This is a genomic window from Pseudomonas sp. 18058 (assembly GCF_902706155.1).
Classification (GTDB): Bacteria; Pseudomonadota; Gammaproteobacteria; order Pseudomonadales; family Pseudomonadaceae; genus Aquipseudomonas; species Aquipseudomonas rustica.
Genome location: NZ_CACSJY010000003.1, coordinates 19,482 through 46,195 on the forward strand (window position 1 = coordinate 19,482; position 26,714 = coordinate 46,195).

A 26,714-nucleotide genomic window follows, 5' to 3' on the forward strand; every position below is an offset into this window, starting at 1 on the left:
TTGTGGATAAGGTTCTGAACTTCAAACAAGGTCGCGTGCCGCTGCTGATCAGCATGCCTCACGCTGGCGTACGCCTGACGCCTGCGGTGGAAGCCGGGTTGATCCCTGACGCGAAAAGCCTGCCGGACACTGACTGGCACATTCCGCAGCTGTACGACTTTGCCGAAGAGCTGGGCGCGAGCACGTTGGCGGCTGAGTATTCACGATTCGTCATCGATCTGAATCGACCGTCCGACGATAAGCCGCTATACGCCGGGGCGACCACCGGGCTGTATCCGGCGACGTTGTTCGATGGCATTCCGTTGTTCCGCGAAGGGCACGAACCGTCGAAGGAAGAACGCGCGACGTATCTGGAGCAGATCTGGACGCCGTATCACCGCACCCTGCAAGAAGAGCTGGCGCGATTGAAGGCCGAGTTCGGTTACGCGTTGCTGTTCGATGCGCACTCGATCCGTTCGATCATCCCGCACCTGTTCGACGGCAAGCTGCCGGACTTCAACCTCGGCACCTTCAACGGCGCCAGTTGTGATCCGCAACTGGCCAGTCAGCTCGAAGCAATCTGCGCCGGCCACAGCCACTACAGCCATGTGCTCAACGGCCGCTTCAAGGGGGGTCACATCACCCGGCATTACGGCAACCCGGCCGAGAACATCCACGCCGTGCAACTGGAGTTGTGCCAGAGCACCTACATGGAAGAGTTCGAACCGTTCCGCTATCGCGCCGACCTGGCCGAGCCGACGCAAGTCGTGCTCAAGGAACTGCTACAAGGCTATCTGGCCTGGGCAAAGTCTCACTACACCGGCTGATCCACCTTTGTAGGAGCTGCCGAAGGCTGCGATCTTTTGATCGTTCCCACGCTCCGCGTGGGAATGCCTCTTGGGACGCTCCGCGTCCAGTGACGCGGAGCGTCACGGGCTGCATTCCCACGCAGAGCGTGGGAACGATCAACGATCAGGCTCCGGAGCATGCTCATTGACGTAAATCGGGTTTATGATGCCCAACGGCAGAATAATAGAAGTCCCCCCAGGGATGACCTCGACCCCTTACGGAGCGCGCAATGCAGACTTTGTTTCCGCAGATCAAACCTCACGCCCGGCACGATCTGGCTGTCGATGACACCCACACGCTGTACGTCGACGAAAGCGGTTCACCGGAGGGTTTGCCGGTTGTGTTCATCCACGGCGGCCCCGGCGCCGGTTGCGACGCGCAGAGCCGGCGCTATTTCGATCCGAATCTGTATCGCATTGTGACCTTCGACCAGCGCGGTTGCGGTCGCTCCACGCCGCACGCCAGCCTGGAAAACAACACCACCTGGGATCTGGTCGCCGACCTTGAGCGCATCCGTAAACACTTGGGCATCGAAAAATGGGTGCTGTTCGGTGGCTCGTGGGGTTCGACGCTGGCGCTGGCCTACGCGCAAACTCATCCGGAACGTGTTCATGGTCTGATCCTGCGTGGGATCTTTCTCTGCCGTCCGCAGGAAATCGAGTGGTTCTATCAAGCCGGTGCCAGCCGTCTGTTCCCTGATTACTGGCAGGACTACATCGCGCCGATCCCGCTGGACGAACGCGACGATCTGCTCAGCGCTTTCCACAAACGCCTGATCGGCAATGACCAGATTGCGCAGATGCACGCGGCCAAAGCCTGGTCGACATGGGAAGGGCGTACCGCGACCCTGCGGCCGAACCCGCTGGTGGTCGATCGTTTCTCCGAGCCGCAGCGCGCGCTGTCGATTGCACGGATCGAATGCCACTATTTCACCAACAACGCGTTCCTTGAACCGAACCAGTTGATTCGCGACATGGGCAAGATCGCGCATTTGCCGGGCGTGATCATTCACGGTCGTTATGACGTGATCTGCCCGCTCGACAATGCCTGGGAACTGCATCAAGCCTGGCCGAACAGCGAATTGCAGGTGATCCGCGACGCCGGCCACGCCGCCTCCGAACCGGGCATCACCGATGCGCTGGTGCGTGCGGCCGGCAACATGGCGCGACGCCTGCTCGACCTGCCGCCCGAAGAAGCATGAAGGGCCTTTTGCAGCGCGTCAGTCGCGCGCGGGTCGAAGTGGCGGGCGAGGTGGTAGGCGCGGTCGATCAAGGTTTGCTGGTGCTGGTGGCGGTCGAACCCGACGACACGCGTGCCAGCGCCGACAAACTTCTGCATAAGCTGCTTAACTATCGGGTATTCAGCGACGCCGAGGGCAAGATGAACTTGTCCCTGGCGGATGTTGGCGGCGGGTTGCTGCTGGTCTCTCAGTTCACCCTCGCAGCCGACACCAAGAGCGGGCTGCGCCCGGGTTTTTCCAGCGCAGCACCTCCGGCCCTGGGCGAGGAATTGTTCGACTATCTATTAGGCAAAGCGAAACAGATGCATGGCACTGTGGCATCAGGTAGATTCGGCGCGGATATGCAGGTGCACCTGGTCAATGATGGCCCGGTAACCTTCCTGTTACAGACCTGAAAGCGCTTGAAACATCTTTTTAAGGGCGTTTCGACTGAAAACAGGCATTTTTCGCGATAAATACTTGGTTACCCCCGATGCTTTGTCATGCGGGCTACTAGATAATCGCGCGCTACGGGGATCAGCGTTCGTTGGTCCGTTTTGACTTAGGTAGAGACTTGTCCGGAGCCGATTGGGGAATCATTTTGCCCCAGCGGAGTCGGAACAATGCTCGCCAACTTGGCAAGAGTGTTCTGGAAGGTCGGTTTTTCACTGCCGAAAACCCTACAGGCACTTCATCTGGCCGTTGGTTTATTGATCTGTTTTCGGCGAGGGTTGCTCGTGATTGTTAGTCCCTGTAATGCAGCAAAATTGTCTGCCAAACGCATGCGAAGTGCTCTGGTAGCGGGCTCGGCGCTCCTGTGCCTGCTCAGCGCCGGTCAGCTTTGGGCGTTCAATCTTGACGATGTATCGGCCAAGGCAAAAGAGCTGGCCGGGCAGAAGTTCGAAGCCCCGCGCAGCAACCTGCCGAACGAGTTCCGCGACATGAAGTTCGCGGACTATCAAAAAATTCGCTTCCTCACCGAAAAGGCTGAGTGGGCTGATCAGAAGACCCCGTTCAAGTTGTCCTTCTATCACCAGGGCATGCACTTCGACACGCCGGTCAAAATCAACGAAATCACGGCGAACACCGTCGAAGAGATCAAATACGATCCGACCCGCTTCGATTTCGGCGACCTGAAATTCGATCCTAAGGCCACTGAACAACTGGGTTATGCCGGTTTCCGTGTGCTGTACCCGATCAACAAGGCCGACAAGCAAGACGAAATCATGACCATGCTCGGCGCGAGTTATTTCCGCGTTGTCGGCAAGGGCCACACCTACGGCCTCTCGGCCCGTGGTCTGGCGATTGATACCGCGCTGCCGTCGGGCGAAGAATTCCCGCGTTTCCGCGAGTTCTGGATTCAGCAGCCGAAGCCGGGCGACAAGCATCTGGTGATCTTCGCCTTGCTCGACTCGCCGCGCGCCACCGGTGCCTATCGTCTGATCCTGCGTCCGGGCAGCGACACCATTGTCGACGTCAAAGCGCAGATGTTCCTGCGTGACAAGGTCGGCAAACTGGGCATCGCACCGCTGACCAGCATGTTCCTGTTCGGCGCCAACCAGCCGTCGAAAGTCCTCAACTACCGTCGTGAACTGCACGACTCCAGCGGTCTGTCGATCCATGCCGGCAACGGCGAGTGGATCTGGCGTCCGCTGAACAATCCTAAACACCTGGCCGTGAGCAACTTCAGCGTCGAAAACCTGCGTGGTTTCGGTCTGCTGCAGCGTGGTCGCGACTTCAGCCACTACGAAGACCTCGACGATCGCTACGACAAGCGTCCAAGCGCCTGGATCGAGCCGAAGGGTGACTGGGGCAAAGGCACCGTTGATCTGGTAGAGATTCCGACCGCCGACGAAACCAACGACAACATCGTTGCGTTCTGGAGCCCGGAAAAAATGCCGGAGCCGGGCCAGCCGCTGGACTTCGCTTACCGCATGCACTGGACGATGGACGAAGCGGCGATTCACGCGCCGGACAGTGCCTGGGTCTCGCAGACTCTGCGTTCGACCGGTGACGTCAAGCAATCGAACCTGATCCGTCAGCCGGATGGCAGCGTTGCTTATCTGGTCGATTTCGAAGGTCCATCGCTGGCGGCCCTGGCCCCGGACGCTGACGTTCGCAGTCAGGTCAGCGTCGGCGACAACGCCGAACTGGTCGAGAACAGCGTGCGCTACAACCCGGAAACCAAGGGCTGGCGCTTGACCCTGCGGATGAAAATCAAAGACGCAGGCAAGTCGACCGAGATGCGTGCCGCACTGGTTCAGCCGGTGGTAACGGCTGATCTGGCCAAGTCGTCGGTACCGGCGTCCAACTCGTCCGTGGCCAAGGCCGACAAGGTTGCCGCCAAGCAACAAGAGAAAGAAGACAAGGAAGCCAAGGCAGCCGAGGCCAAACAGGCTCAACAGGCCGATGCCAAGCCCGCTGCAGATGCCAAGGACAAGGCCAACAAAGACGCCAAGCAGCCTGTAGCTGCGGACGCGGCCCCAGCCACACCGGAATCGGCGCCGACTGAAGAAGTCATCACCGAGACCTGGAGCTATCAGTTGCCTGCCGATGAGTAACTCTCAAGTACAGCCAGAGACTCTGTCCGAGTATCTGGCGCATCTGCCGATGACCGACGAGCAGCGCGCGGAACTCGCGGGCTGCCAGTCTTTCAGCGAGTTGCATGAACGCCTGTCGTCTTCGACGTTCGACGCCCCTGCCGAAGCCGCCCAGGCTTCGGTGGGCAAGCGCCTGACGCTGAGCACGGCTGAAGAGCTGGAAGAAGCGGAAATGCTGGTGCTCGACGCCAGCGGTCGGGTCAGCCTCAAGGCCACCCCGCCGATCCGCCGCACCAAGGTGGTTCCGGAGCCGTGGCGCACCAATATTCTGGTGCGTGGCTGGCGCCGTCTGACCGGTCGCACCAACCCGCCACAGCCGCCGAAGGACGAAAACGTTCTGCCGGCGGCGCGCTGGCGCACCGTTGGTTCGATCCGTCGCTATATTCTGCTGGTGCTGATGCTCGGCCAGACCATCGTTGCTGGCTGGTACATGAAAGGCATCATGCCGTACCAGGGCTGGTCGTTCGTCGATCTCGACGAAGTCCTGCACCAGCCGCTGCTGCAGACCGCCACGCAAGTGCTGCCGTATGCGCTGCAAACCAGCATCCTGATTCTCTTCGGGATTCTGTTCTGCTGGGTGTCGGCCGGTTTCTGGACGGCGCTGATGGGCTTCCTCGAGTTGCTCACCGGTCACGATAAATACCGTATCTCCGGCAAAAGCGCCGGCAACGAGCCGATTGCCAAGGACGCCCGTACCGCGTTGGTAATGCCGATCTGCAACGAAGACGTACCGCGCGTATTCGCCGGTCTGCGCGCTACGTTCGAATCGGTCGCGGCTACCGGTGATCTCGATCGCTTCGACTTTTTCGTCCTCAGCGACAGTAACGACACCGATATCTGCGTCGCCGAGCAACAGGCCTGGCTGGACGTCTGTCGCGAAGCCAAAGGCTTCGGCAAGATCTTCTACCGTCGTCGTCGCCGTCGGGTGAAGCGCAAGAGCGGCAACCTCGACGACTTTTGCCGTCGTTGGGGCGGTGACTACAAGTACATGGTTGTGCTCGACGCCGACTCGGTGATGAGCGGCGAGTGCCTGACCAGTCTGGCGCGCTTGATGGAAGCCACGCCGGACGCCGGGATCATCCAGACCGCGCCGCGTGCGTCGGGCATGGACACCCTGTATGCGCGCATGCAGCAGTTCGCGACCCGCGTGTACGGCCCGCTGTTTACCGCTGGCCTGCACTTTTGGCAGTTGGGTGAATCCCACTACTGGGGTCACAACGCGATCATCCGCATGAAGCCGTTTATCGACCACTGCGCCTTGGCGCCGTTGCCAGGTAAAGGGGCGTTCTCCGGTGCGATTCTGTCTCACGACTTCGTTGAAGCCGCGCTGATGCGCCGTGCCGGTTGGGGCGTGTGGATTGCCTACGACTTGCCGGGCAGCTACGAAGAACTGCCGCCGAACCTGCTCGACGAACTCAAGCGTGACCGTCGCTGGTGCCACGGCAACCTGATGAACTTCCGTCTGTTCCTGGTCAAAGGCATGCACCCGGTGCACCGTGCGGTGTTCCTGACCGGCGTGATGTCGTACCTGTCGGCGCCGTTGTGGTTCTTCTTCCTCGTGTTGTCGACCGCGCTGCTGGCGGTGAACACATTGATGGAGCCACAGTACTTCCTCGAACCACGTCAGCTTTATCCATTGTGGCCTCAATGGCACCCGGACAAGGCGATTGCGCTGTTCTCGACAACTATCGTGCTGCTGTTCCTGCCGAAACTGTTGAGCATCATCCTGATCTGGGCCAAGGGCGCGAAAGAGTTCGGCGGCAAGTTCAAGGTGACCCTGTCGATGCTGCTGGAGATGCTGTTCTCCATGCTGCTGGCGCCGGTGCGGATGATTTTCCACACGCGTTTCGTTCTGGCCGCGTTCCTCGGCTGGGCCGCGACTTGGAATTCACCGCAACGTGACGACGACTCGACACCTTGGAGCGAGGCGGTCAAACGCCACGGCCCGCAAACCCTGCTGGGCTTCTTCTGGGCGCTGCTGGTGGTCTGGCTGAACCCGAGCTTCCTCTGGTGGCTGGTGCCGATCGTCGGTTCGCTGATGCTGTCGATCCCGGTATCGGTGATCTCCAGCCGTGTCGGTCTGGGCTTGAAATCCCGTGACGAGAGCCTGTTCCTCATCCCTGAGGAATACAATCCGCCACAGGCGCTGCTGGCGACCGATCAGTACACCCACGAAAACCGTTACCACGCGCTCAACGACGGCTTCGTCCGCGCGGTGGTCGATCCGCAGCAGAACGCTTTGGCGTGCTCGCTGGCGACTTCCCGTCACGGTCAGGCCGAACCGATTGAATGGCTGCGTCAGGAACGTGTGCGTCACGCGCTGAAGGTCGGCCCTGCGGGGTTGAACAACCATGATCGTCTGCAACTGCTGAGCGATCCTGTTGCCCTGGCGCGTTTGCATGAGCAGGTCTGGGCGGAAGGTCACGCCGAGTGGCTGGATGCCTGGCGCGCTTCGGTGAAAGCCGATCCGCATGCGCCGTTGCTGCCGTTGCAACCGGTGAGCTTGCAGGCGCAACCGGCCTGATGAAGAAACCCCGCGATGTTGCGGGGTTTTTTTTGGCCTGCTGAAAAGCCCCTCACCCTAGCCCTCTCCCGGAGGGAGAGGGGACTGACCGAGTTGGATGTTCGAGATACGCCGACCTGATCTTGCTTTACCGAATCCATAATCGACTCGATTTTTCAGGTCGACGTTTAGCTCGAGACATCTCGGTCGGCTCCCTCTCCCTCCGGGAGAGGGCTGGGGTGAGGGGGAGCGATCTTGATTGTTAAACAAATCGTCCATTAAACCTTGTGCAAAAAAACGAGTGCGTTAGCATCCGTCCCCGAATTGGCGCGCCCGGGCTTTTTTGCCTGTTTCTGTCGGTTTTTCGCGCCGCACACGCAATGGTTTTGGGGACTTGAAGATGAAGAAGTATCTGTCGATGCTGCTGGTCGGCGTCACGGCACTGGTTGCAGTCAATGCGGCGCAGGCTGGCGCAATCGATGACGCGGTCAAGCGCGGCACGTTGAAAGTCGGTATGGATCCGACCTACATGCCGTTCGAAATGACCAACAAGCGCGGCGAAATCATCGGCTTCGAAGTCGACATTCTCAAAGCCATGTCCAAAGCCATGGGCGTCAAACTGGAACTGGTTTCGACCGGCTACGACGGCATCATCCCGGCGCTGATGACCGACAAGTTCGACATGATCGGCAGCGGCATGACCCTGACCCAGGAACGCAACCTGCGCCTGAACTTCAGCGAACCATTCATCGTTGTCGGCCAGACCTTGCTGATCCGCAAAGAGCTGGAAGGCACCATCAAGTCCTACAAAGACCTGAACACCGCGGACTACCGCATCACCTCCAAGCTCGGTACCACCGGTGAAATGGTTGCCAAGAAGCTGATCTCCAAAGCCAAGTACCACGGCTACGACAACGAGCAGGAAGCCGTGCTCGACGTGGTCAACGGCAAGGCTGACGCCTTCATCTACGACGCCCCGTACAACGTGGTCGCGGTGACCAAGGTCGGCGCCGGCAAACTGGTGTTCCTCGACAAGCCGTTTACCTACGAGCCTTTGGCGTTTGGTCTGAAGAAGGGCGATTACGACAGCCTCAACTTCATCAACAACTTCCTGCACCAGATCCACGAAGACGGCACCTACGATCGCATCCATGACAAGTGGTTCAAGAGCACCGAGTGGCTCAAGGACATGGAATAACGCGCATCCGCTGATCGTTCCCACGCTCTGCGTGGGAACGCATCCTGTGACGCTCCGCGTCACGATCAGGCAGGGACGCAGAGCGTCCCGAGCGGCATTCCCACGCAGAGCGTGGGAACGATCATCCGAGAACCTGCAATGAAACAGAAAAAAGCCCAATGGCCTTGGCACGTCCTCACCGTGCTGGTGCTGGTCGGCCTGGCCGGCGCGTTGTATTACGCGACGTCGCTGATGTCCTACGAATGGCGCTGGAACCGTGTGCCGCAGTACTTCGCCTATCAGGCCGAAGAAACCCAGCGCGCCGCTGACATTTCCACCGTCACCGAACTCGTGCGCAAGGGCAGCAGCGCGCAGGTCACCCTGCGCAACGACGCTGGTGACGAGCAGCACCTGACTGTCGACGAGAACAGCCTGCAATTCGCTCAGGGCGACGATGTGGCTGAAGGCGACGTCGTGGGTGTGACTCGCCATTGGGCGGCAGGGCCGCTGTTGTGGGGGCTGTGGACGACGCTTTGGCTGTCGGTAGTGTCCGGGATTCTCGGGTTGCTGATCGGTCTGGTCACTGGCCTCTGCCGTCTGTCGAACAACCCGACCTTGCGCGACCTCTCGACCATCTACGTCGAGCTGGTACGCGGCACGCCGCTGTTGGTGCAGATCTTCATTTTCTACTTCTTCATCGGCACGGTGATGAACCTGTCCCGCGAGTTCGCCGGGATCGCCGCGCTGTCGCTGTTCACCGGCGCCTACGTGGCCGAGATCATTCGTTCCGGTGTGCAATCGATCGCCCGTGGCCAGAACGAAGCGGCACGTTCGCTCGGTCTGAGTGCCGGTCAGTCGATGCGCCACGTGGTGCTGCCGCAAGCGCTGAAACGCGTGCTGCCGCCGCTGGCCGGGCAGTTCATCAGTCTGGTCAAGGACACCTCGCTGGTGTCGGTGATCGCCATCACCGAGCTGCTGAAAAGCGGCCGTGAAGTCATCACCACCTCGTTTTCGCCGTTCGAAATACTGTTCTGCGTCGCCGGTCTGTACCTGTTGATCAACCTGCCACTGTCGAAAATCGCCAGCCGGCTTGAGCGGAGGCTCGCGCAAAGTGATTGAAGTCCGCGAACTGGTAAAAGTCTTCGACACCCGTGGGCAAGTGGTGCGCGCGGTGGATAACGTCAGCACCACGGTCGCCAAGGGCGAAGTGCTGGTGGTGATCGGCCCGTCGGGTTCCGGCAAGTCGACCTTCCTGCGTTGCCTCAATGGCCTGGAGGAATTTAACTCGGGCTCGGTGAGCATCGACGGCCTGCAACTGGCCGACTCGAAAACCGACGTCAACGCCTACCGCCGCGAAGTCGGCATGGTCTTTCAGCATTTCAACCTGTTCCCGCACATGACCGTGCTGGAAAACCTCTGTCTGGCGCAGAAAGTCGTGCGCAAGCGCGGCAAGAAAGAGCGCGAAGCCAAGGCGATGGAGTTGCTGCAAAAGGTCGGAATTGCACAGAAGGCCAACGAGTTTCCGTCACGCCTGTCCGGCGGTCAGCAACAGCGCGTGGCAATTGCCCGGGCGCTGGCGATGGAGCCGAAGGTGATGTTGTTCGATGAACCGACTTCGGCGCTTGATCCGGAAATGGTCGGCGAAGTGCTGGATGTGATGAAGAACCTGGCCGTGGAAGGCATGACCATGGTCTGCGTGACCCACGAGATGGGTTTTGCTCGGGAAGTGGCGGGCCGGGTGTTGTTCTTTGATCACGGCAAATTGCTGGAAGATGCAGCGCCGGCGGAGTTCTTTGATGCGCCGAAGGATCCGCGCGCCCAGGCCTTCCTGCGTCAGGTCTTGTAGTAACTGATCGTTCCCACGCTCCGCGTGGGAATGCCGCCCGGGACGCTCCGCGTTCCTTTCATGCATGACGCGGAGCGTCACAGGATGCATTCCCACGCAGAGCGTGGGAATGATCTGTGGGGCTTATACCTTGAAGCGCCCGACCAGCATCTGCAGATGCGTCCCCAACCGCGCCAGCTCAACGCTGGACGCCGCGGTTTCTTCACTCGCCGCCGACGTCTGATCCGACACGTCCCGCACATTCAGCACGCTACGGTTGATCTCTTCCGCCACCGCGCTCTGCTGCTCGGCAGCCGCCGCAATCTGCTGGTTCATCGCCTGAATCGCCGACACCGTGCGGGTAATGCTTTCCAGCGAACCACCGGCGCGACGGGTCAGCTCGACGCTGCTGTCGGTCAATGTGCGGCTGTTGTCCATGATCGTCGCCACTTGCTGAGTGCCGTTTTGCAGGCCGACGATCAGCTCTTCAATTTCTTCGGTGGACTTCTGCGTGCGCTGGGCGAGGCTGCGCACTTCATCGGCAACCACCGCAAAACCACGTCCAGCCTCACCGGCACGTGCCGCTTCGATGGCTGCGTTGAGGGCCAGCAGGTTGGTTTGCTGAGCGACGGATTTGATCACGTCGAGGACGCTGCCAATCTTGTCGCTTTCGCGCTTGAGCTCGCCCATGGCTTCGGTGGAGTGACCGACTTCAACGGCCAAGCGTTCGATCTGCGCAATGGCTTCGCCAACGACTTTGTCACCTTCGCGGGCCTGTTGGTCAGCGGCGACGGCGGCTTCGGAGGCTTCCTCGGCGTTGCGCGCGACTTCCTGCACGGTGGCGGCCATTTCGTTCATGGCGGTGGCGACCTGGTCGGTCTCGATCTTCTGATTGTTGACCCCGGCGCTGGTCTGCTCGGTCACCGCCGAGAGTTCTTCAGCAGCGCTGGCGATCTGGGTGACGCCGTCGCTGATCCCGCCGATCAGCTCGCGCAGGCCTTGGGTCATGCTCTGCATCGAGCGTTGCAGTTGGCCGAGTTCGTCGCGGCGCTGCGAAACCAGGTTGTGGGTCAGGTCGCCAGCGGCCACGCGCTCGGCGACTTTCAGGGTCTGGTTCAGCGGGATGATGATCTGGCGGGTGATCGCCCACGCGGCCAGCAAGCCGAAAGCGATGGCGAGCAGGGTGGCGATGATCAGCATGTTTTTCGCGTGTGCGGCGTCGGTGTCACGCACCACGGTCTGGGAAATGGTCAGTTTTTTACTGGCATCGAGGAGGATATCGCCCTGGGCTGCCATGCGAGCAACGGCGCTCCCGCTGGCGGTTTGCGCGTCGCGGAACTGGCCGACGGCGGCGCGATAGGCCTTCATCGACTCGGCGGCTTGCTGCAGGTTGGCAGCGAACTGTTCCGGCAGTTTCGACGGCAGGCTCTCAAGGGATTTCAAAGCATTTTCGATGGCGTCGAGCGCGGGTTGCTCGGCATCGGCCTTGCCGCTGTAGGTGTAACCGCGCACTTGATAGCGCGCCTGTTGCAGCAGCTTGCTCAGATCAACCACGCTGTTGAATTGCGCGACGCTGTCACCTTGCAGCAGGCCCTTTTCAACTTCCGAGACTTTGGCCACGGCGTTGTCGGCATTCGCGCCGAGTTTGCTGCGCGCGTCTTCGCGGTGCGTGGTCGCCTGGATCATGTCGGCGAAAGCACGTTTGTACTCGGCGACGGCAGCCAGTTGCTGGTCGACCATGGCGATGTCGGCCGGTTGTTCGATCAGCGTGCGCGCGGTTTGCAGGCCGCTGTCGAGTTTGCTGAGCATGTCGTTGACCGCGCCCGGGCCTTGTTCGCCACGGCGTGCATCGTAGTCGACGCGGGCCAGACGCAAGTCTTTGCTGTACTCATTGAGGCTGGAAATAAACCCGAGCTTGTCGCCCCGGCTGATGATGCCGCTCATGCCGGACCAGCCGGTGAAGGTGATCAACAGCGTCAGCAAAAGCACCAGACCGAAGCCGATACCCAGCTTGCGTTTGACGCTGACATTCCCAAGATTCTCGGCTAACCAACGGTACATGCGACAACTCCCCGACCACAAATTGGACTTATGGGGAGCGTATCGGCCGGGTGATGGCAATCTGTAACACCATTTGTCCGGGAAGGCCCTGCGCTCTGGATCTGCTCACCTGCCGATTGCCGACCTGCTGATCTGCTGATCCGCTGATCTGTAGGAGCTGTCGAGTGAAACGAGGCTGCGATCTTTTGATCTTGCTTATAAAAAAACAACATCAAAAGATCGCAGCCTTCGGCAGCTCCTACACGGGGCGCGGTGTTCGTTTAGAACAGGCGGGCGAGGAGGGCGATGACGGCGGTTTCTACGCGCAGGATGCGCTCGCCCAGTTGCACCGGTTGCAGGCCGGACTTGGCCAGCAGGTCGATCTCGTAGGGAATCCAGCCGCCTTCAGGGCCGATGGCGAGGGTGACTGGTTCGCTGAGGGCGCGCGGGCACGGCGGATAGTTGCCGGGATGACCGACCAGACCGAGCGTGCCCTCAGTGATGGCGGGCAGGCGATCTTCAACGAACGGCTTGAAGCGTTTCTCGATGACGATCTCCGGCAATACCGTGTCGCGCGCCTGTTCGAGGCCGAGGATCAGTTGTTCACGGATAGCCGCCGGCTCAAGAAACGGCGTCTGCCAGAAGCTCTTCTCGACCCGATAGCTGTTGACCAGAATCACCTTCGCCACGCCCATGGTCGCCACGGTCTGAAACACCCGACGGAGCATTTTCGGACGCGGCAGCGCAAGCACGAGGGTTAGCGGCAATTTCGCCGGTGGCGGCTGATCGAGGGTGACGCGCAACTCAGCTTCACCTGCGTCCAGCCGCAGCAATTCAGCCGAGCCCATCAACCCGTCAATGCGCCCGACGCGCAGGCTGTCACCGACTTCCGAACGGTGAACTTCCTGCATATGGGTCAGGCGACGATCACGCAGCACCACGCGGTCGGCCGCAATGAAATCGGCTTCTTCGAGCAACAGCAGGTTCATGCCTGGGTCGCTGGCGGCTGGTCGTTGTGGTCGTCGGCCGGGGTTTCTTCCGGACGTTCGCGCTTGCTGATCAAACCACCGAACAGAATGCCGATTTCAAACAGCATCCACATCGGCACGGCCAGCAGGGTCTGCGAGAAGATGTCCGGCGGCGTCAGGATCATGCCGACCACGAAGCAGCCGATGATCACGTACGGGCGGATTTTCTTCAGGTATTTGACGTCGACGACACCGATCCACACCAGCAGCACCACGGCCACTGGAATCTCGAACGCCACGCCGAAGGCGAAGAACAGCGTCATGACGAAATCGAGGTAGCTGGCGATGTCGGTCATCATTTCCACGCCGGCCGGGGTGGCGGCAGCGAAGAACTTGAAGATCAGCGGGAATACGAAGTAATAGGCGAACGCCATGCCGGTGTAGAACAGCAGGATGCTCGACACCAGCAGCGGCACCGCGATGCGCTTCTCATGCTTGTACAGGCCCGGCGCGATAAAGCCCCAGATCTGATGCAGGATCACCGGGATCGCGAGGAACAGCGAGACCATCATCGTCAGTTTCAGCGGCGTCAGGAACGGCGACGACACGTCAGTGGCGATCATCGTCGCGCCGACCGGCAGGTACTGGCGTAGCGGCGTCGAGACGAAGGTGTAGATCTGCTGGGTGAAGGCGAACAGCCCGGCGAAGATGATGAAGATCGCCGCCACACAACGCAGCAGGCGGGTGCGCAACTCGGTGAGGTGCGAAACCAGCGGCATGTGCTGGTCGTTTTCGGGGAGATCGCTCATGGGGCTCGCGGCGGCAGAGTAGGGTCGTGAGGCGCTGGTGTGATCGGCGCGGCGGTTGGAGCTACGTGTTCGACCGAAGTTTCTGCAGGCGCGGGCAGCGGTTCTGTCGGCGCTACGACGGCGGCGGGCACAGGTGTCGGAGCAGGCGCAGTCGGCGCATGAATCGTCTGCTGACCCACATGCTCAACAGTCGTCGGCTCTTGCTGAACCGGCGAGAAAATCTTCCGCGCCTCTTGCTCCAGCGACAGAATATGCTCGTTGTGCAGTTGCCGACGGATCTCGTCGGCACCGATTTCACGTTCAACTTCCTGTTTGATCGCGTTGAAGCTGCGCTTCAGCCGTCCGACCCACAGGCCAGCGGTGCGCGCAGCGCCCGGCAGACGCTCGGGGCCCAGCACCAGCAGGGCGACGAGGCCGACGAGCAGCAGTTCAGAGAAGCTGATACCAAACATTAGTCAGTGCTCACACGTCTTTGCGGATCGGCTCTTCGACTTTCTGCGCCTGCACGTCAATGGTGTGCGGCGGGTTGGCCTGAGCGGTGGCTTGCGGCTGCACCGGTGGTACCGGTTGCGCAGGCGTCACGGTTGGATCAGCGGCAGGTTTTTCGTCGTCGTTCATGGCTTTGCGGAAGCCCTTGATCGACTCGCCAACGTCAGTGCCGAGGTTTTTCAGTTTCTTGGTGCCGAACACCAACACCACGACTACCAGAATGACGATCCAGTGTTTCCAGTCAAAAATGCCCATGTTGCTGTTCCTCTCAAAAAATTGTTCAGGCGGACGGACGCGAGGCTTTCTCGACGTGTCCAGACAGACCGAAGCGACGATCCAGTTCATCGAGCACAGCCTGCGGATGCTGCCCCAGTTGGGCGAGCATGACCATGCTGTGGAACCACAGGTCGGCGGTCTCGTAGATCACATCGCTGCAGTCGCCGCTGATGGCGGCGTCTTTGGCGGCAATAATGGTTTCGACCGACTCTTCGCCGACTTTCTCCAGAATTTTGTTCAAACCCTTGTGATACAGACTAGCTACATATGAGCTGTCGGCAGCTGCGCCTTTGCGCTCTTCGAGCACTTCGGCCAGGCGGGTCAGGGTGTCACTCATGTTTGTGTCCTGCGGAATAGATGGCGTGCGGGTCTTTGAGAACCGGATCGACGGTTTTCCAGTCGCCGTTTTCGAAGACACGATAAAAACAGCTTTGACGGCCGGTATGGCAAGCGATGTCGCCGATCTGTTCAACCATCAGGATGATCACGTCGGCGTCACAGTCCAGACGCATTTCATGCAGGGTCTGCACATGACCGGACTCTTCGCCCTTGCGCCACAGCTTGCCACGGGAGCGTGACCAGTAGATGGCACGGTTTTCCGCAGCGGTCAGTTCGAGCGCTTCGCGGTTCATCCAGGCCATCATCAATACACGTCCGGTCTTGTGATCCTGGGCAATCGCCGGCACCAGGCCATCAGCGTCCCATTTGATCTCGTCCAGCCAGTTTTTCATCTTCAATTCCTGACAGAAGCAGCTTCGAGTTGCGAGCTTCACGCTGCAAGTAAAAGCAGTTGCGGTGTGCTTGTAGCTTCAAGCTTGCAGCTCGCAGCTTATAACTTGCAGCTGATTCGTGCTATCGGCGAACGACCAGATACAAGCCGACTGCCACCATGATTCCGGCTGGCCAATGCCCCAATTCGTTTAGCGGGCCACCGATGGCGAGGATCACCCCGCCGGCCAGATGCGCGCAACCGAGCAGGCGCAGGAACCAGTCGTCCTTGCGTTTATGCCACGGTGGCGGCGGGTCGTAGGCGTGCGGCTGGGACATGCGTTCGAGCAGATCGCGGGCCATATTCGCCAGATGCGGCAACTGTTCAAACTGGCTCTGCACGTTGCCGAGCAAGGCTTTCGGGCTGACGCGCTCGCGCATCCAACGCTCGAGGAACGGCTGCGCGGTGTTCCACAGATCCAGATCCGGATACAACTGACGGCCGAGGCCTTCGATGTTCAGCAGGGTCTTTTGCAGGAGCACGAGTTGCGGCTGCACTTCCATGTTGAAACGGCGTGCGGTCTGGAACAGGCGCATCAGCACCTGGCCAAATGAAATATCTTTTAACGGTTTTTCGAAGATCGGTTCGCACACCGTACGGATTGCCGCTTCGAATTCGTTGAGTTTGGTTTCTGCCGGCACCCAGCCCGAATCGATGTGCAACTGCGCCACGCGACGGTAGTCACGCTTGAAGAAGGCGAACAGGTTGCGCGCCAGATAATCCTGGTCTTCCGGGGTCAGGCTGCCGACGATGCCGCAGTCGATCGCGATGTACTGCGGGCTCCACGGATTGACGGTGCTGACAAAAATGTTGCCCGGGTGCATGTCGGCGTGGAAAAAGCTGTCGCGGAACACCTGGGTGAAGAAGATCTCCACGCCGCGTTCGGCGAGCATTTTCATGTCGGTGCGCTGATCGGCGAGGGTCGCCAGATCCGTCACCTGAATGCCGTAGATGCGCTCCATCACCAGCACCTTCGGCCGGCACCAGTCCCAATAGACTTGCGGCACGTAGAGCAGCGGCGAACCTTCGAAGTTGCGCTTCAACTGGCTGGCGTTGGCCGCCTCGCGCAGCAGATCGAGTTCGTCATAAATGGTTTTTTCGTAGTCCTGCACCACGTCGACCGGGTGCAGCAGACGCGCGTCGGCCGAGAGCTTTTCAGCAGCGCGGGCGAGGATGAACAGCCACGCCAGATCCTGCGCGATGATCGGTCTCAGGCCCGGGCGGATAACCTTGACCACCACTTCTTCGCCGGTTTTCAGCTGCGCGGCATGCACCTGCGCCACCGACGCCGAGGCCAGCGGTTCGACGTCGAATCGGCTGAACACGTCGCTGATTTTCTTGCCGAGCTGTTCTTCGATCAACTTGATCGACAGCTGCGAATCGAACGGCGGCACGCGATCCTGCAAGCGCATCAGCTCATCGGCGATGTCTTCCGGCAGCAGGTCGCGGCGGGTCGAGAGAATCTGCCCGAACTTGATGAAAATCGGCCCGAGATCCTGCAACGCCAGACGCAAACGCGCGCCCCGGCTCAGATCCAGCGGCTTGCGTGGGAACCAGCGCCACGGCAGCACATAGCGCAGCGCCAGGAGGAACCAGGGCAGCGGCAGATCGAACAGCAGGTCATCGAGACGGTAGCGGATCACGACGCGCTGGATGCGCAACAGACGGCGGACGGCAAGCAGCTTCATGCGTTATCGCTTGGGTCGAGGGATCGGGAAAGGCGCTCGAAACGCGCCTCGAGACGTTCCAGATCAACTTTGATCCGGTCCAGTTCACTGAATCGCGCTTCGGCTTCGCGCTGCCCGACGAGGGTGCGCGATTCTTCAGCGAGGTATTCGGCGAGGTTCTGGTTGAGGCTGGCAAATCCTTGTTGATACCAGCGCGCGCGGCTGCGCAAGTGACCGCCAATCAGTTGCGTGGCGACCGGGCCGAGCCAGCGCGAGAGTTCGTACTCCCAGTCCAGCTCAAGGTCTTGCAGCACGCCGGCCAGCTCCAGCAGCACGCCGCTGTCACCATCGAGTTCGACTTCCGGGGCGTGCAGCACCGCGGTCTTGTCTTTGCTCACGGCCAGTTTGATCAGGCTCGAAGCCGGCGCACGCAGGGTGCAGTCGACACCGGTTTCCCAGTGCGAGGCCAGCATCAGACCTTCGTCGCTCGGCAAAATGAACAGTTGCAGCGCCGGGCTGCGGCAGTCGACGGCAATCACTTTGCCGGTCAAATGCGCCAGCCGCGGCAGCGCCGTGCTGTCGAGACGCAGCACCCGGTTGAGGCCGAGTTCAACGCTGGCGAGCAGCCCGGTAAGTAACATCAGGGCTTGATGCCACGGTGCAGGGCGACGATGCCTGCGGTCATGTTGTGATAGGTCACGCGGTCGAAACCGGCGTCGACCATCATCGACTTCAGGGTTTCCTGATTCGGGTGCATGCGGATCGATTCGGCCAGGTAGCGATAGCTTTCCGAGTCGTTGGTGATCAGCTTGCCCATCAGCGGCATGAAGGCGAACGAGTAGGCGTCGTAGGCTTTCGACATCAGCGCGTTGGTCGGCTTGGAGAATTCCAGCACCAACAGGCGACCGCCAGGCTTGAGCACACGCAGCATCGAACGCAGGGCGTCTTCTTTGTGCGTGACGTTGCGCAGGCCGAAGGCGATGGTCACGCAGTCGAAATGGTTGTCCGGGAACGGCAGCTTTTCGGCATCCGCCTGAACAAATTCGACGTTGCCGGCGACACCCAGATCCAGCAGGCGGTCACGACCGACCTTGAGCATGGATTCGTTGATGTCAGCCAAAACGACCTGACCGGTCGGGCCGACCAGGTGCGAGAATTTTTTGGTCAGGTCACCGGTACCGCCGGCGATGTCCAGCACGCGGTTACCGCTGCGCACGCCCGACAGTTCGATCGCGAAACGCTTCCACAAACGGTGCATGCCGCCCGACAGAAGGTCGTTCATCAGGTCGTACTTGGCGGCTACCGAGTGGAAAACCTCAGCGACTTTTTCCGCTTTCTGGCTTTCCGGAACGTTTTTGAAGCCGAAGTGAGTGGTGGGTTCGGCATCGCTGCCTTTGCGCTGATCAGTCATATCGCTGTCACCAAAAGAGAATGCGCGACATTCTAATCCCCAAGCCATGCTTTGTCTTGGAATGGCTAAAGGTAAGATGGGCAACCTTCGGGACGATTTGCCGCAGCGGCGGTCAAGATTTACCGACACATCTTTTTCGCCTCATTCAAAAAGCAGGAGTCAATCAATGGCCAAAATCACTGTTGAGCGTGCCCACAACCTGGGTAAGGAAGCCGCCCGCGAGAAGGCCGACAAGCTGGCGCAAAAACTCTCCGATCAATATGGCCTGGAGCCGCAATGGTCGGGCGACACCCTGAACCTCAAACGCTCGGGCGTGAAAGGCGCGGTGCATGTGGCGGACGATTCGATCAAGGTCGACGTCGAGCTGGGCCTGATGATGTCGGCCATGAGCGGCATGATCAAAGCCGAAATCGAAAAAGCCCTCGATAAAGCGCTGGTCTGAAAATCAAAAGATCGCAGCCTTCGGCAGCTCCTACAGGGGAATGTGTACCCCTGTAGGAGCTGCCGAAGGCTGCGATCTTTTCGTTCAGGCAACACCGATTTATGTCAGTTGTTAGGGTGCCGTTTCTAATTTTTCTACCTACTTTGTGCCTGAGCCCGACACTTTCGCGGGCAGTTCCTCAAACCTTCTGCGCGTGAGGTGCACCATGGCCAAAGTAATTTTGAAGAAAAAAATCGACGCTTCGACAACAGCTCTGAGCGACGTTAAATCCTATGCCCGCAAGATCTGGCTGGCAGGCCTGGGTGCCTATGCCAAGGTCGGCCAAGAGGGCAGCGACTACTTTCAAGAGCTGATCAAAGCTGGTCAAACTGTTGAAAAGAAAGGCAAAAAAGCCGTCACCGAAAAACTCGAAGCGGCCAACGCCGAGATCGATGAAGCGAAGGGCGAAGTGAGTTCTTTCAAAGGTCGCGTCGAAGTTCAACTCGACAAGGTCGAGAAGGCGTTCGACTCCCGTGTCGCAAGCGCCTTGAATCGTATCGGCATTCCGTCTAAACATGACGTTGAGACACTCTCTGCTAAGCTCGATGAGCTGACGGCATTGCTCGAACGCGTCGCGCGTAAATCTTAAGGAGAACGGGATGGCTGGTAAAAAGAACACCGATAAAGAAGGCAGCTCGTGGATCGGGAAAGTCGAAGACTACTCCCGCAAAATCTGGCTGGCTGGTTTAGGCGTGTACTCGAAGATCGACACTGACGGCAGCAAGCTCTTCGATACATTGGTCAAAGACGGCGAGAAAGCCGAGAAGCTCACCAAGTCTGCAGTCGGCAAAAAAGTCGATGCCGCCAAGGATTCCGCTTCGTCGGCCAAGTCGCGCATCAGCGGCGTGAAAGATCGCGCACTGGGCAAGTGGGACGAGCTGGAAGGGGCTTTCGACAAGCGCCTGAACAGCGCGATTTCGCGCCTGGGCGTACCGAGCCGCAATGAAGTCAAAGCGCTCAACAGCAAGGTCGACACACTGACCAAGCAGATCGAAAAACTCACCGGTCTGAAAGCTCAGCCTGTGGCGGCGAAAACGGCTGCGGCGAAACCTGCTGCTAAAACAGCTGCGGCTAAACCTGCTGCCAAAACCGCGGCCAAGCCACTGGTAAAAGCTGCGGCTAAACCTGCAGCAAAAGCAGCGGCCAAGCCGGCAGCGAAAGCTAAGGCCGCCGCTAAACCGGCTGCAAAAACTGCCGCCGCCAAGCCTGCCGCTAAAGCAGCTGCCAAACCGGTTGCCGCTAAGGCCGCTGCGAAACCATCCGCTAAACCTGCGACAAAAGCAGCAGCCAAACCGGCCGCCAAGCCAGCAGCGAAAACCGCTGCCGCTAAACCGGCTGCCAAACCTGCGGCCAAACCGGCAGCAGCGAAAAAACCCGCAGTGAAAAAACCGGCCGCGCCGAAAGCCGCAGCGCCGAAGCCAGCAGCACCTGCTGCAGCCAAACCTGCCACCCCGGCAGCTCCGGTAAGCGCGTCGAACTCCGCCGCCGCACCGACTCCAGTGGCAACCCCGACTGCTGCATCGACCCCGTCGACGCCAACCAGTCAGTCCTGATTTTTTCAGGACAAAACAAAACGCCCGGCCTGTGAAGGTCGGGCGTTTTTGTTTGTGGCGTTTTTGAAGCTGACCCTCACCCCAGCCCTCTCCCGGAGGGAGAGGGGGCCGACCGAGGTGTCTCAAGCTATACGCCGACCTGAAAGACCTTATCGATTATGGATTCGGCAAAACAGCCGCAGGTCGGCGTACATCTCAAACATCCCCCAATCAGTCCCCTCTCCCTCCGGGAGAGGGCTAGGGTAAGGGGGCTTTTGATTTCAGTCATGATCTTCAAGGTATTGCAGGGCCATACGTTCGGTGGCGACCTTCACCGGCGGCAGCAGGTGCGGTGCCACCAACATCATGATCTGGTACACGACCAACCGCACCTCACCCTCACGATCCAGAATCCGCTGATAATCCAGCGAAAACAGCAGTGTCATGGTGATCTGCTCCACCAACTGCCCCAACGCCTGGGTATCACTGACCAACTGCCCCGCTGCTTTCAACCGCGCCAGCAACGACGCCAGCGTACGCTTCAGCGCATTGAGCAGATGACGAATCCCCTTGGCCAGTTTCGGCAACCGGCCGGCCAGGTTCGACAAGTCCTGAAACAGGAACCGATACTGCGCCAACCGCTCCACAATCAAATGCAAAAACAGCCAGTAATCCTCCGGTGCCAGTTCCACATCCGAGGGCGGATCAAGCAGCGGCGCCAGTTCATTCTGGAAGCGTTCGAACAGCCCGAGAATCAGCGGTTCCTTGCCGTGGAAGTGGTAGTAGAGGTTGCCCGGGCTGATGCCCATTTCGTTGGCAACTTCCATGGTGGAGACGTTCGGCTCGCCCTTTTCGTTGAACAGTTGCAAAGCACATTCGAGAATCCGGTCGCGGGTTTTCATCCAGTCTTCTTAGAAAAGTTCGGTTAAGCGTCAGCGCACGCGCACGTAGGTACCGGGCGCTGCCTCCATCGGTGGATAGTTCGGGTTGCCGAGGGTGAACGAGGTTTCGTGCTGCGCGCCGGAGCGTTGCTGTATCCATTCCAGCCACTGCGGCCACCAACTGCCGTCGACGTGTTTGGCGTCGTAGTACCAGGCGCGCGGGTCGCTGCTCATCTTGGCGTTCTCGACGTACGCGGCTTTCGGGTTGCTCGGCGGGTTGAGAATGCTCTGCACATGGCCGCTGTTGGACAGCACGAAACGTCGCTCGCCACCGAGCAGCAAGGTCGAGCGATACACCGCATCCCACGGCGTGATGTGGTCGTTCATGCCGGCGACGCTGAAGCTGTCGACGGTGACTTTCTGTAAGTCGATCGGCGTGCCGCACACCTCAAGTCCGCCTGGATGGGTCAGTGGGTTGTGCTTGAAGAAGTCCAGCAAGTCACCGTGAAACGCGGCGGGCAGGCGGGTGTTGTCGTTGTTCCAGTAGAGAATGTCGAAGGCCGGCGGCTCTTTGCCCAACAGGTAGTTGTTGACGAAGTAGCTCCAGATCAAATCGTTGGGCCGCATCCACGCGAAGACTTTGGCCATGTCGCGACCGTCGAGCACGCCTTTCTGATACGAGCGACGCTTGGCCGCTTCGAGGGTTTGTTCATCGGCAAACAGCGTGGCCGAGGTTTCGATTTCACTGTCGAGCAGGCTGACCAGATAGGTCGCGCTGGAGACCCGGCGCAGCTGCCGCTTGGCCTGTAAGTGACCTTGCAGGGCGGCGATGGTCAGCCCGCCAGCGCAAGCGCCCATCAGATTGACCTCGCGGGCGCCGGTGATCGCCCGGCAAATATTCATCGCCTCTTCCACGGCTTCGACGTAGGTCGACAGGCCCCATTCGCGATGGCGCACGTCAGGGTTGCGCCAACTGATCATGAACGTCTGCAAACCGTTTTTCAGCGCGTACTGGACGAAGCTGTTCTGCGGGCTCAGGTCGAAAATGTAGTACTTGTTGATCTGCGGCGGCACCACCAATAGCGGCTTGGCGTACTGCTTTTCGCTCATCGGTTTGTACTGGATCAGCTCAAGCATCTCGTTGCGAAACACCACCGAGCCGGTAGTGGTCGCGACGGTTTTGCCGACTTCAAAAGCTTGCTTGGTCACTTGCCGTGGCAAGCCGTCGTTGTGCAATAAGTCATCGAACAAATGACTGAGACCGCGCACCAGACTGTGGCCGCCGGAGTTGAACAGCTCTTTGATCGCCAGCGGATTGAGCAAGGTGTTCGATGGCGCCACGGCGTCGTTGAGCAGGGTGAAGGCGAAGTGCGCGCGGGCGCGGTCTTCCGGGTTCATGTCGCTTTCGTCGATCCAGCTTTTGACCTGTTTCTGCCAGGCCAGATACGCCTGCAGGCTACGGCGGTAAAACGGGTTGAGGCTCCACGCCGGGTCAGCGAAACGGCTGTCGTTCGGATTGGTCGGGTGCAGGGTTTCACCGAGCAGGACGCGGCCCAACTGGCCGCCGAGCTTCAAGGCGTGTTTCGCGCTGTGCACCGGGTTACGCAAACCGTGGGCGGCCACGCTGCGCAGGGTCGAGAGCAAGTCGCGACCGCGCAATCCGGTGATCGCACTCTGTGCGTTAATGAACACGGCGGGACTGGGCACCACGCCCGTCGCTGGTTTGTCGCGCATGACTCAACACTCCTTCGTCTTCAGGCCAAAAACACACTCACCGAACCAGAACACCATAGACGCTGTTACGGGTTGCTGCTTGCGTGGCGTCCTGCCACGAATTGCGGGTAAAGCCCTGCATAAAGCCTGCCGCTGACCTTAGCCGCCGAGCGGTGTCGGGTGCGGGTGCATCACCGCGCGCTGCCGTTCCTCCTGGAGGAATTTCATGATGATCGGCGCCACGGCTTCGGCGCGGGTGATCAGGAACAGGTGGCCGTCATCGATGATGTGCAGCTGCGCGTTGGGAATGCGCCAGGCGAGCATGCGCATGTTGATCAGCGGGATCAGCGGATCGTCGTCGCCGGCCAGCACCAGCGTCGGCTGATGGATCTTGTGCAGCCAGTGAATGCTCGTCCAGCCGAGGCCTGCGAACAGTTGCCAGTAATAACCGAGCTTGCCCGCCGAACGCACTTTCGCCGCGTGGCTGGCGGCCAGGGTCGGGTCGCGACGGAACGAGCCGCCATAGATCAGCGGTGCGATGCGGATCACGTGCGAGGGCTGAATGTAGCGCCGTGGGCTGGCCATCATCCACAACACTTTCGGTTTGCCCGGCACCATCACCGCACCGGCAGCGGTTGCCGCCAGCACCAGTTTCTTGCAGCGTTCCGGATAGTCGTAGGCGAACTGCTGCGCGAGCGCACCGCCCCACGACACGCCGATAACGTTGACCTGGCCGTAGTCGAGGTAATCGAGCATCCGCGCCGTCAGTTTGGCCAGACCGGGAAAACGGTACGGCCGATTAGGCGTCGAGGAGCCACCGACACCGGGGACGTCGAAAGCGATCACTTCCAGATCCGGATCCAGCGCCGCGACAAACGGAAACACCAGCTCCAGGTTGGCGCCGATGCCGTTGAAAATCAGCAAGGGCGTCAAGTGAGGCTTGCCGGGGCGTACCGCCGTGCGGAGGGTCTGGCCATCCAGATCGACGGTACGGAATATGAACGGTTGCGGCATGCGTCAGGCCCTGTGGATTTAAATTCACCACACCCCATGTAGGAGCTGCCGAAGGCTGCGATCTTTTGATCTTTGTTTTTTAAAAATCAAAAATCAAAAGATCGCAGCCTGCGGCAGCTCCTACAGGGGAGGGGTGGTGTCAGTTACCGCTCGTGTACGTATGTGCCCGGCGAAGCTTCGCCCGCCGGATGTGCCTTGTTGCCCAGTTTCAGCGGGGCCTTTTTCAGGTTGCCCGAGCGCTCGGCCTGCCAGGCCTGCCAGTGCAGCCACCAGGAATCGGTATGCTTGGTCGAGTTCTCTTGCCAGTCATCGGCATTCGCGGCCATTTCTTCGCCGGTCATGTAGCGCGATTTCGGGTTGCCCGGCGGATTGAGGATGCTCTGGATGTGCCCGCTGCTCGACAGCACGAACTCCACCTTGCCACCGAACAACTGCGCCGACTTGTAGCAGGACTTCCACGGTGTGATGTGGTCGTTGGTGCCGGCCAGCGAGAAGATATCGGCGGTGACCTGCTTGAGGTCGATCGGCGTGCCGCACACTTCCAGTGCATTCGGGCGGATCAGTGGGTTGTTTTTGAACATCTCGATCAGGTCGCCGTGGAACGCCGCCGGCAACCGGGTGGTGTCGTTGTTCCAGAACAGAATGTCGAACACTGGCGGCTCGTTGCCGAGCAGGTAATTATTGACCCAGTAGTTCCAGATCAGGTCGTTCGGGCGCATCCAGGCGAAGACCTTGGCCATGTCTTTGCCTTCGAGCACGCCGGCCTGATACGAATGACGCTTGGCGGTCTCCAGGGTCTGCTCGTCGACAAACAGGGCGACGTCGCTGTCCAGCGTCGTGTCGAGCACGCTCACCAGTAGCGTGAGGGAGTTGACCTTCTTCTCGCCGATCGCCGCGTAGTGGCCGAGCAGGGCGGTGCAGGTGATGCCGCCGGAGCAGGCGCCGAGCATGTTGATGTCTTTGCTGCCGGTGATCGCGGTGACCACGTCGACCGCTTCTTTCAGCGCATCGATGTACGTCGACAGGCCCCACTCGCGCTGCGCCTTGGTCGGGTTGCGCCAGCTGACGATAAACGTCTGCACGTTATTGCGCAGGCAGAACCGCGCCAGACTCTTGTCCGGACTGAGGTCGAAAACGTAGAACTTGTTGATCTGTGGCGGCACCACCAGCAATGGACGCTCGTGGACTTGCTCGGTGATCGGCTTGTACTGGATCAGCTCCAGCACGTCGTTGCGAAACACCACCGCGCCTTCGGTGACGCCGAGGCTCTTGCCGACCTCGAATGCGCCCATGTTGACCTGGCTCGGCATGCCGCCGTTGTGTACCAGATCCTTGGCCAGATGCGAGAGGCCGTCGAGCAGGCTCTTGCCACCGGTTTCGAAGAAACGTTTGACCGCTGCGGGGTTGGCCGCCGAGTTGGTCGGGGCCATGGCTTCGGTCATCAGGTTGATCACGAAGTGGCCGCGCGCGATGTCTTTCGGTGAGAGGTTGCTGTCATCAATCCAGGAGTGGAGTTCCTTGCGCCACGCCAGATAGGTTTGCAGATAACGTTTGTAGAGCGGGTTCTGGCTCCACGCAGGATCGGCGAAGCGACGGTCATCGCCGGCCGGTTGCAGTTCGGATTTGCCGAACAACACGTTCTTCAGCTCAAGGCCGAAATGGGTGACGTGCTTGACGCTATGGATCGGTTGTTTGATGGCCTGTTTCAGCACCATACGAGCAGAGGCGAGCAGATCCTTTCCACGTAGCCCAACGACAGGATTAAGCCCCAAGGTGTTTTCCGAGGCTTGGTACTTCAAGTCATCGTTATTCTTGTTACTCATCTACGACGCTCCATTGTCCTGAGACGAGTACCCGGTTTTCTGCTGTGCAGTTCCACAGCCAATGCCAGGTACTACTGCTCGGGTGACCGTTAATTCTGCATAGCTGTTTTACAGTCGTAGTGCACTGCAGGGAACTTGCCAGCTCCATTGGTTACCCGAGTTTAATTTTTTTCGCAAGCGGGCCGATCCTCGGCCTCACAGCGGAGCATTCAAACAGATGAAGTTAGAAAATGCCCTCTAAAGAGCGCGAGGCTCGGACTAGAGCATCAGCTTGACGATCGACTCGTCGGGATCGCGGGTTTTTCCGGCGGCTTTGAGCTCGGCGAGATAATCGGCCCAGAGTGCGTCAAATCGTCGCCCCAGCTCGTAGAGGTATTCCCAGGTGAACAGACCACTGTCGTGACCGTCGTCGAAGGTCAGTTTCAGTGCGTACTGACCGGCCGGTTCTACTTTGCTCAGACCGACGTGAATCTTGCCGAATTGCAGAATCGGATTGCCGTGGCCCTGGACCTCGGCGGAGGGAGAATGCACGCGCAGAAATTCGGCGGGCAGGGTGTATTCCTCGCCGGACGCGTATTTAAGCGTCAGGGTTTTCGAGGCTTTGTGCAGTTTGATGTCGGTGGGGATAATAGTCATTGCAGGTCATCCGACTAGAGGAACACCCTGTAGGAGCTGCCGAAGGCTGCGAT

Annotated in this window: 26 protein-coding genes and 1 pseudogene; 11 read left to right on the forward strand and 16 right to left on the reverse strand. The window is 59.8% G+C overall.

Features of this window, described 5'->3' with window-relative positions; translation table 11 throughout:
* Positions 1-2 precede the first annotated feature (2 nt).
* The 8 genes from hutG (at position 3) to GVL50_RS02360 (ending at position 10,173) form a co-directional block, all read left to right on the forward strand.
* Positions 3-806 (forward strand): N-formylglutamate deformylase, encoded by an 804-nt coding sequence (gene hutG / locus GVL50_RS02325; protein ID WP_159811604.1) that lies wholly within the window; start codon positions 3-5, stop codon positions 804-806.
* A 251-nt stretch (positions 807-1,057) separates the two neighbouring features.
* Complete coding sequence (gene pip, locus GVL50_RS02330) at positions 1,058-2,029, forward strand: prolyl aminopeptidase (RefSeq protein ID WP_053116622.1); 972 nt, start codon at positions 1,058-1,060, stop codon at positions 2,027-2,029.
* Positions 2,026-2,463 (forward strand): D-aminoacyl-tRNA deacylase, encoded by a 438-nt coding sequence (gene dtd / locus GVL50_RS02335; protein WP_159811605.1) that lies wholly within the window; start codon positions 2,026-2,028, stop codon positions 2,461-2,463. Before pip ends, dtd begins: the two co-directional genes overlap by 4 nt.
* 366 nt (positions 2,464-2,829) lie before the next feature.
* Positions 2,830-4,608 (forward strand): glucan biosynthesis protein G, encoded by a 1,779-nt coding sequence (locus tag GVL50_RS02340; protein ID WP_178124148.1) that lies wholly within the window; start codon positions 2,830-2,832, stop codon positions 4,606-4,608.
* Positions 4,601-7,171 (forward strand): glucans biosynthesis glucosyltransferase MdoH, encoded by a 2,571-nt coding sequence (mdoH, locus tag GVL50_RS02345; RefSeq protein ID WP_159811607.1) that lies wholly within the window; start codon positions 4,601-4,603, stop codon positions 7,169-7,171. Before GVL50_RS02340 ends, mdoH begins: the two co-directional genes overlap by 8 nt.
* A gap of 379 nt (positions 7,172-7,550) precedes the next feature.
* Positions 7,551-8,348: a transporter substrate-binding domain-containing protein gene (locus GVL50_RS02350; RefSeq protein WP_034152980.1), complete on the forward strand. Its 798-nt coding sequence runs from the start codon at positions 7,551-7,553 to the stop codon at positions 8,346-8,348.
* Positions 8,349-8,486: 138 nt separating this feature from the next.
* On the forward strand, positions 8,487-9,446 hold the full coding sequence (locus GVL50_RS02355) for an amino acid ABC transporter permease (protein ID WP_053116625.1): 960 nt from the start codon (positions 8,487-8,489) through the stop codon (positions 9,444-9,446).
* Positions 9,439-10,173: an amino acid ABC transporter ATP-binding protein gene (locus GVL50_RS02360; RefSeq protein WP_159811608.1), complete on the forward strand. Its 735-nt coding sequence runs from the start codon at positions 9,439-9,441 to the stop codon at positions 10,171-10,173. Before GVL50_RS02355 ends, GVL50_RS02360 begins: the two co-directional genes overlap by 8 nt.
* A 123-nt stretch (positions 10,174-10,296) precedes the next feature.
* Here GVL50_RS02360 and GVL50_RS29360 read toward each other — a convergent pair whose 3' ends face one another.
* From GVL50_RS29360 to ubiE, 11 genes and pseudogenes are all read right to left on the reverse strand, one after another.
* The gene (locus GVL50_RS29360; RefSeq protein WP_371262351.1) at positions 10,297-11,169 is read right to left on the reverse strand and encodes a methyl-accepting chemotaxis protein; all 873 of its coding nucleotides are present in this window, start codon (positions 11,167-11,169) and stop codon (positions 10,297-10,299) included.
* Positions 11,152-12,213 (reverse strand): annotated as a pseudogene (locus GVL50_RS29365) (methyl-accepting chemotaxis protein); the annotation flags it as partial. The pseudogene GVL50_RS29365 and the gene GVL50_RS29360, both read right to left, overlap by 18 nt.
* Positions 12,214-12,473: 260 nt before the next feature.
* Complete coding sequence (locus tag GVL50_RS02370) at positions 12,474-13,181, reverse strand: 16S rRNA (uracil(1498)-N(3))-methyltransferase (protein WP_159811610.1); 708 nt, start codon at positions 13,179-13,181, stop codon at positions 12,474-12,476.
* On the reverse strand, positions 13,178-13,969 hold the full coding sequence (tatC, locus tag GVL50_RS02375) for a twin-arginine translocase subunit TatC (protein WP_008080622.1): 792 nt from the start codon (positions 13,967-13,969) through the stop codon (positions 13,178-13,180). The genes GVL50_RS02370 and tatC overlap by 4 nt, the downstream gene beginning before the upstream one ends.
* A complete protein-coding gene (tatB, locus tag GVL50_RS02380; protein ID WP_159811611.1) occupies positions 13,966-14,421 on the reverse strand; it encodes a Sec-independent protein translocase protein TatB in 456 nt (151 codons plus the stop codon). The genes tatC and tatB overlap by 4 nt, the downstream gene beginning before the upstream one ends.
* Positions 14,422-14,431: 10 nt before the next feature.
* Positions 14,432-14,713: a twin-arginine translocase TatA/TatE family subunit gene (locus GVL50_RS02385; RefSeq protein WP_003220847.1), complete on the reverse strand. Its 282-nt coding sequence runs from the start codon at positions 14,711-14,713 to the stop codon at positions 14,432-14,434.
* A 25-nt stretch (positions 14,714-14,738) separates the two neighbouring features.
* Positions 14,739-15,071 (reverse strand): phosphoribosyl-ATP diphosphatase, encoded by a 333-nt coding sequence (locus tag GVL50_RS02390; RefSeq protein WP_007909355.1) that lies wholly within the window; start codon positions 15,069-15,071, stop codon positions 14,739-14,741.
* Complete coding sequence (gene hisI, locus GVL50_RS02395) at positions 15,064-15,465, reverse strand: phosphoribosyl-AMP cyclohydrolase (protein WP_007909357.1); 402 nt, start codon at positions 15,463-15,465, stop codon at positions 15,064-15,066. The genes GVL50_RS02390 and hisI overlap by 8 nt, the downstream gene beginning before the upstream one ends.
* Positions 15,466-15,586: 121 nt before the next feature.
* Positions 15,587-17,191, reverse strand: coding sequence for a ubiquinone biosynthesis regulatory protein kinase UbiB (ubiB, locus tag GVL50_RS02400; RefSeq protein WP_159811612.1), 1,605 nt, complete (start codon positions 17,189-17,191; stop codon positions 15,587-15,589).
* Positions 17,188-17,811, reverse strand: coding sequence for an SCP2 domain-containing protein (locus GVL50_RS02405; RefSeq protein ID WP_159811613.1), 624 nt, complete (start codon positions 17,809-17,811; stop codon positions 17,188-17,190). Before GVL50_RS02405 ends, ubiB begins: the two co-directional genes overlap by 4 nt.
* Entirely contained in the window at positions 17,811-18,581 is a 771-nt protein-coding gene (gene ubiE / locus GVL50_RS02410; RefSeq protein ID WP_008080626.1) for a bifunctional demethylmenaquinone methyltransferase/2-methoxy-6-polyprenyl-1,4-benzoquinol methylase UbiE, read from the reverse strand. The genes GVL50_RS02405 and ubiE overlap by 1 nt, the downstream gene beginning before the upstream one ends.
* A 166-nt stretch (positions 18,582-18,747) precedes the next feature.
* On the opposite strand from ubiE, the gene GVL50_RS02415 reads away from it, so the two are divergent.
* The 3 genes from GVL50_RS02415 (at position 18,748) to GVL50_RS02425 (ending at position 20,615) form a co-directional block, all read left to right on the forward strand.
* Positions 18,748-19,023, forward strand: coding sequence for a polyhydroxyalkanoic acid system family protein (locus tag GVL50_RS02415; RefSeq protein WP_038360037.1), 276 nt, complete (start codon positions 18,748-18,750; stop codon positions 19,021-19,023).
* A gap of 205 nt (positions 19,024-19,228) precedes the next feature.
* Positions 19,229-19,651, forward strand: coding sequence for a phasin family protein (locus GVL50_RS02420; RefSeq protein ID WP_008080629.1), 423 nt, complete (start codon positions 19,229-19,231; stop codon positions 19,649-19,651).
* A gap of 10 nt (positions 19,652-19,661) precedes the next feature.
* The gene (locus GVL50_RS02425; protein ID WP_159811614.1) at positions 19,662-20,615 is read left to right on the forward strand and encodes a phasin family protein; all 954 of its coding nucleotides are present in this window, start codon (positions 19,662-19,664) and stop codon (positions 20,613-20,615) included.
* 260 nt (positions 20,616-20,875) lie between these two features.
* Here the strand turns inward: GVL50_RS02425 and GVL50_RS02430 are convergent, their stop codons facing one another.
* From GVL50_RS02430 to GVL50_RS02450, 5 genes are all read right to left on the reverse strand, one after another.
* Positions 20,876-21,496 carry a TetR/AcrR family transcriptional regulator gene (locus GVL50_RS02430; protein WP_038360043.1) on the reverse strand — a complete coding sequence of 207 codons (621 nt, stop codon included), beginning with the start codon at positions 21,494-21,496 and terminating at the stop codon, positions 20,876-20,878.
* A 30-nt stretch (positions 21,497-21,526) separates the two neighbouring features.
* On the reverse strand, positions 21,527-23,209 hold the full coding sequence (phaC, locus tag GVL50_RS02435) for a class II poly(R)-hydroxyalkanoic acid synthase (RefSeq protein ID WP_159811615.1): 1,683 nt from the start codon (positions 23,207-23,209) through the stop codon (positions 21,527-21,529).
* A 138-nt stretch (positions 23,210-23,347) separates the two neighbouring features.
* Positions 23,348-24,202, reverse strand: coding sequence for a poly(3-hydroxyalkanoate) depolymerase (gene phaZ / locus GVL50_RS02440; RefSeq protein WP_007909378.1), 855 nt, complete (start codon positions 24,200-24,202; stop codon positions 23,348-23,350).
* Positions 24,203-24,345: 143 nt separating this feature from the next.
* Complete coding sequence (gene phaC / locus GVL50_RS02445) at positions 24,346-26,025, reverse strand: class II poly(R)-hydroxyalkanoic acid synthase (protein ID WP_159811616.1); 1,680 nt, start codon at positions 26,023-26,025, stop codon at positions 24,346-24,348.
* Positions 26,026-26,283: 258 nt separating this feature from the next.
* Complete coding sequence (locus tag GVL50_RS02450) at positions 26,284-26,661, reverse strand: gamma-butyrobetaine hydroxylase-like domain-containing protein (protein WP_159811617.1); 378 nt, start codon at positions 26,659-26,661, stop codon at positions 26,284-26,286.
* Positions 26,662-26,714: the final 53 nt, after the last annotated feature.

Bases quoted from the DNA above. Each gene is read 5' to 3' on its own strand.
- GVL50_RS29360 (WP_371262351.1), bottom strand. From the start codon at position 11,169: ATGCAGAGCATGACCCAAGGCCTGCGCGAGCTGATCGGCGGGATCAGC.
- GVL50_RS02450 (WP_159811617.1), bottom strand. From the start codon at position 26,661: ATGACTATTATCCCCACCGACATCAAACTGCACAAAGCCTCGAAAACC.
- phaC (WP_159811616.1), bottom strand. From the start codon at position 26,025: ATGAGTAACAAGAATAACGATGACTTGAAGTACCAAGCCTCGGAAAAC.
- ubiB (WP_159811612.1), bottom strand. From the start codon at position 17,191: ATGAAGCTGCTTGCCGTCCGCCGTCTGTTGCGCATCCAGCGCGTCGTG.
- phaZ (WP_007909378.1), bottom strand. From the start codon at position 24,202: ATGCCGCAACCGTTCATATTCCGTACCGTCGATCTGGATGGCCAGACC.
- pip (WP_053116622.1), top strand. From the start codon at position 1,058: ATGCAGACTTTGTTTCCGCAGATCAAACCTCACGCCCGGCACGATCTG.
- GVL50_RS02425 (WP_159811614.1), top strand. From the start codon at position 19,662: ATGGCTGGTAAAAAGAACACCGATAAAGAAGGCAGCTCGTGGATCGGG.
- GVL50_RS02355 (WP_053116625.1), top strand. From the start codon at position 8,487: ATGAAACAGAAAAAAGCCCAATGGCCTTGGCACGTCCTCACCGTGCTG.
- ubiE (WP_008080626.1), bottom strand. From the start codon at position 18,581: ATGACTGATCAGCGCAAAGGCAGCGATGCCGAACCCACCACTCACTTC.
- GVL50_RS02350 (WP_034152980.1), top strand. From the start codon at position 7,551: ATGAAGAAGTATCTGTCGATGCTGCTGGTCGGCGTCACGGCACTGGTT.
- GVL50_RS02370 (WP_159811610.1), bottom strand. From the start codon at position 13,181: ATGAACCTGCTGTTGCTCGAAGAAGCCGATTTCATTGCGGCCGACCGC.
- phaC (WP_159811615.1), bottom strand. From the start codon at position 23,209: ATGCGCGACAAACCAGCGACGGGCGTGGTGCCCAGTCCCGCCGTGTTC.
- GVL50_RS02405 (WP_159811613.1), bottom strand. From the start codon at position 17,811: ATGTTACTTACCGGGCTGCTCGCCAGCGTTGAACTCGGCCTCAACCGG.
- GVL50_RS02415 (WP_038360037.1), top strand. From the start codon at position 18,748: ATGGCCAAAATCACTGTTGAGCGTGCCCACAACCTGGGTAAGGAAGCC.
- mdoH (WP_159811607.1), top strand. From the start codon at position 4,601: ATGAGTAACTCTCAAGTACAGCCAGAGACTCTGTCCGAGTATCTGGCG.
- GVL50_RS02430 (WP_038360043.1), bottom strand. From the start codon at position 21,496: ATGAAAACCCGCGACCGGATTCTCGAATGTGCTTTGCAACTGTTCAAC.
- GVL50_RS02385 (WP_003220847.1), bottom strand. From the start codon at position 14,713: ATGGGCATTTTTGACTGGAAACACTGGATCGTCATTCTGGTAGTCGTG.
- dtd (WP_159811605.1), top strand. From the start codon at position 2,026: ATGAAGGGCCTTTTGCAGCGCGTCAGTCGCGCGCGGGTCGAAGTGGCG.
- hisI (WP_007909357.1), bottom strand. From the start codon at position 15,465: ATGAAAAACTGGCTGGACGAGATCAAATGGGACGCTGATGGCCTGGTG.
- GVL50_RS02340 (WP_178124148.1), top strand. From the start codon at position 2,830: ATGCGAAGTGCTCTGGTAGCGGGCTCGGCGCTCCTGTGCCTGCTCAGC.
- tatB (WP_159811611.1), bottom strand. From the start codon at position 14,421: ATGTTTGGTATCAGCTTCTCTGAACTGCTGCTCGTCGGCCTCGTCGCC.
- GVL50_RS02390 (WP_007909355.1), bottom strand. From the start codon at position 15,071: ATGAGTGACACCCTGACCCGCCTGGCCGAAGTGCTCGAAGAGCGCAAA.
- GVL50_RS02420 (WP_008080629.1), top strand. From the start codon at position 19,229: ATGGCCAAAGTAATTTTGAAGAAAAAAATCGACGCTTCGACAACAGCT.
- tatC (WP_008080622.1), bottom strand. From the start codon at position 13,969: ATGAGCGATCTCCCCGAAAACGACCAGCACATGCCGCTGGTTTCGCAC.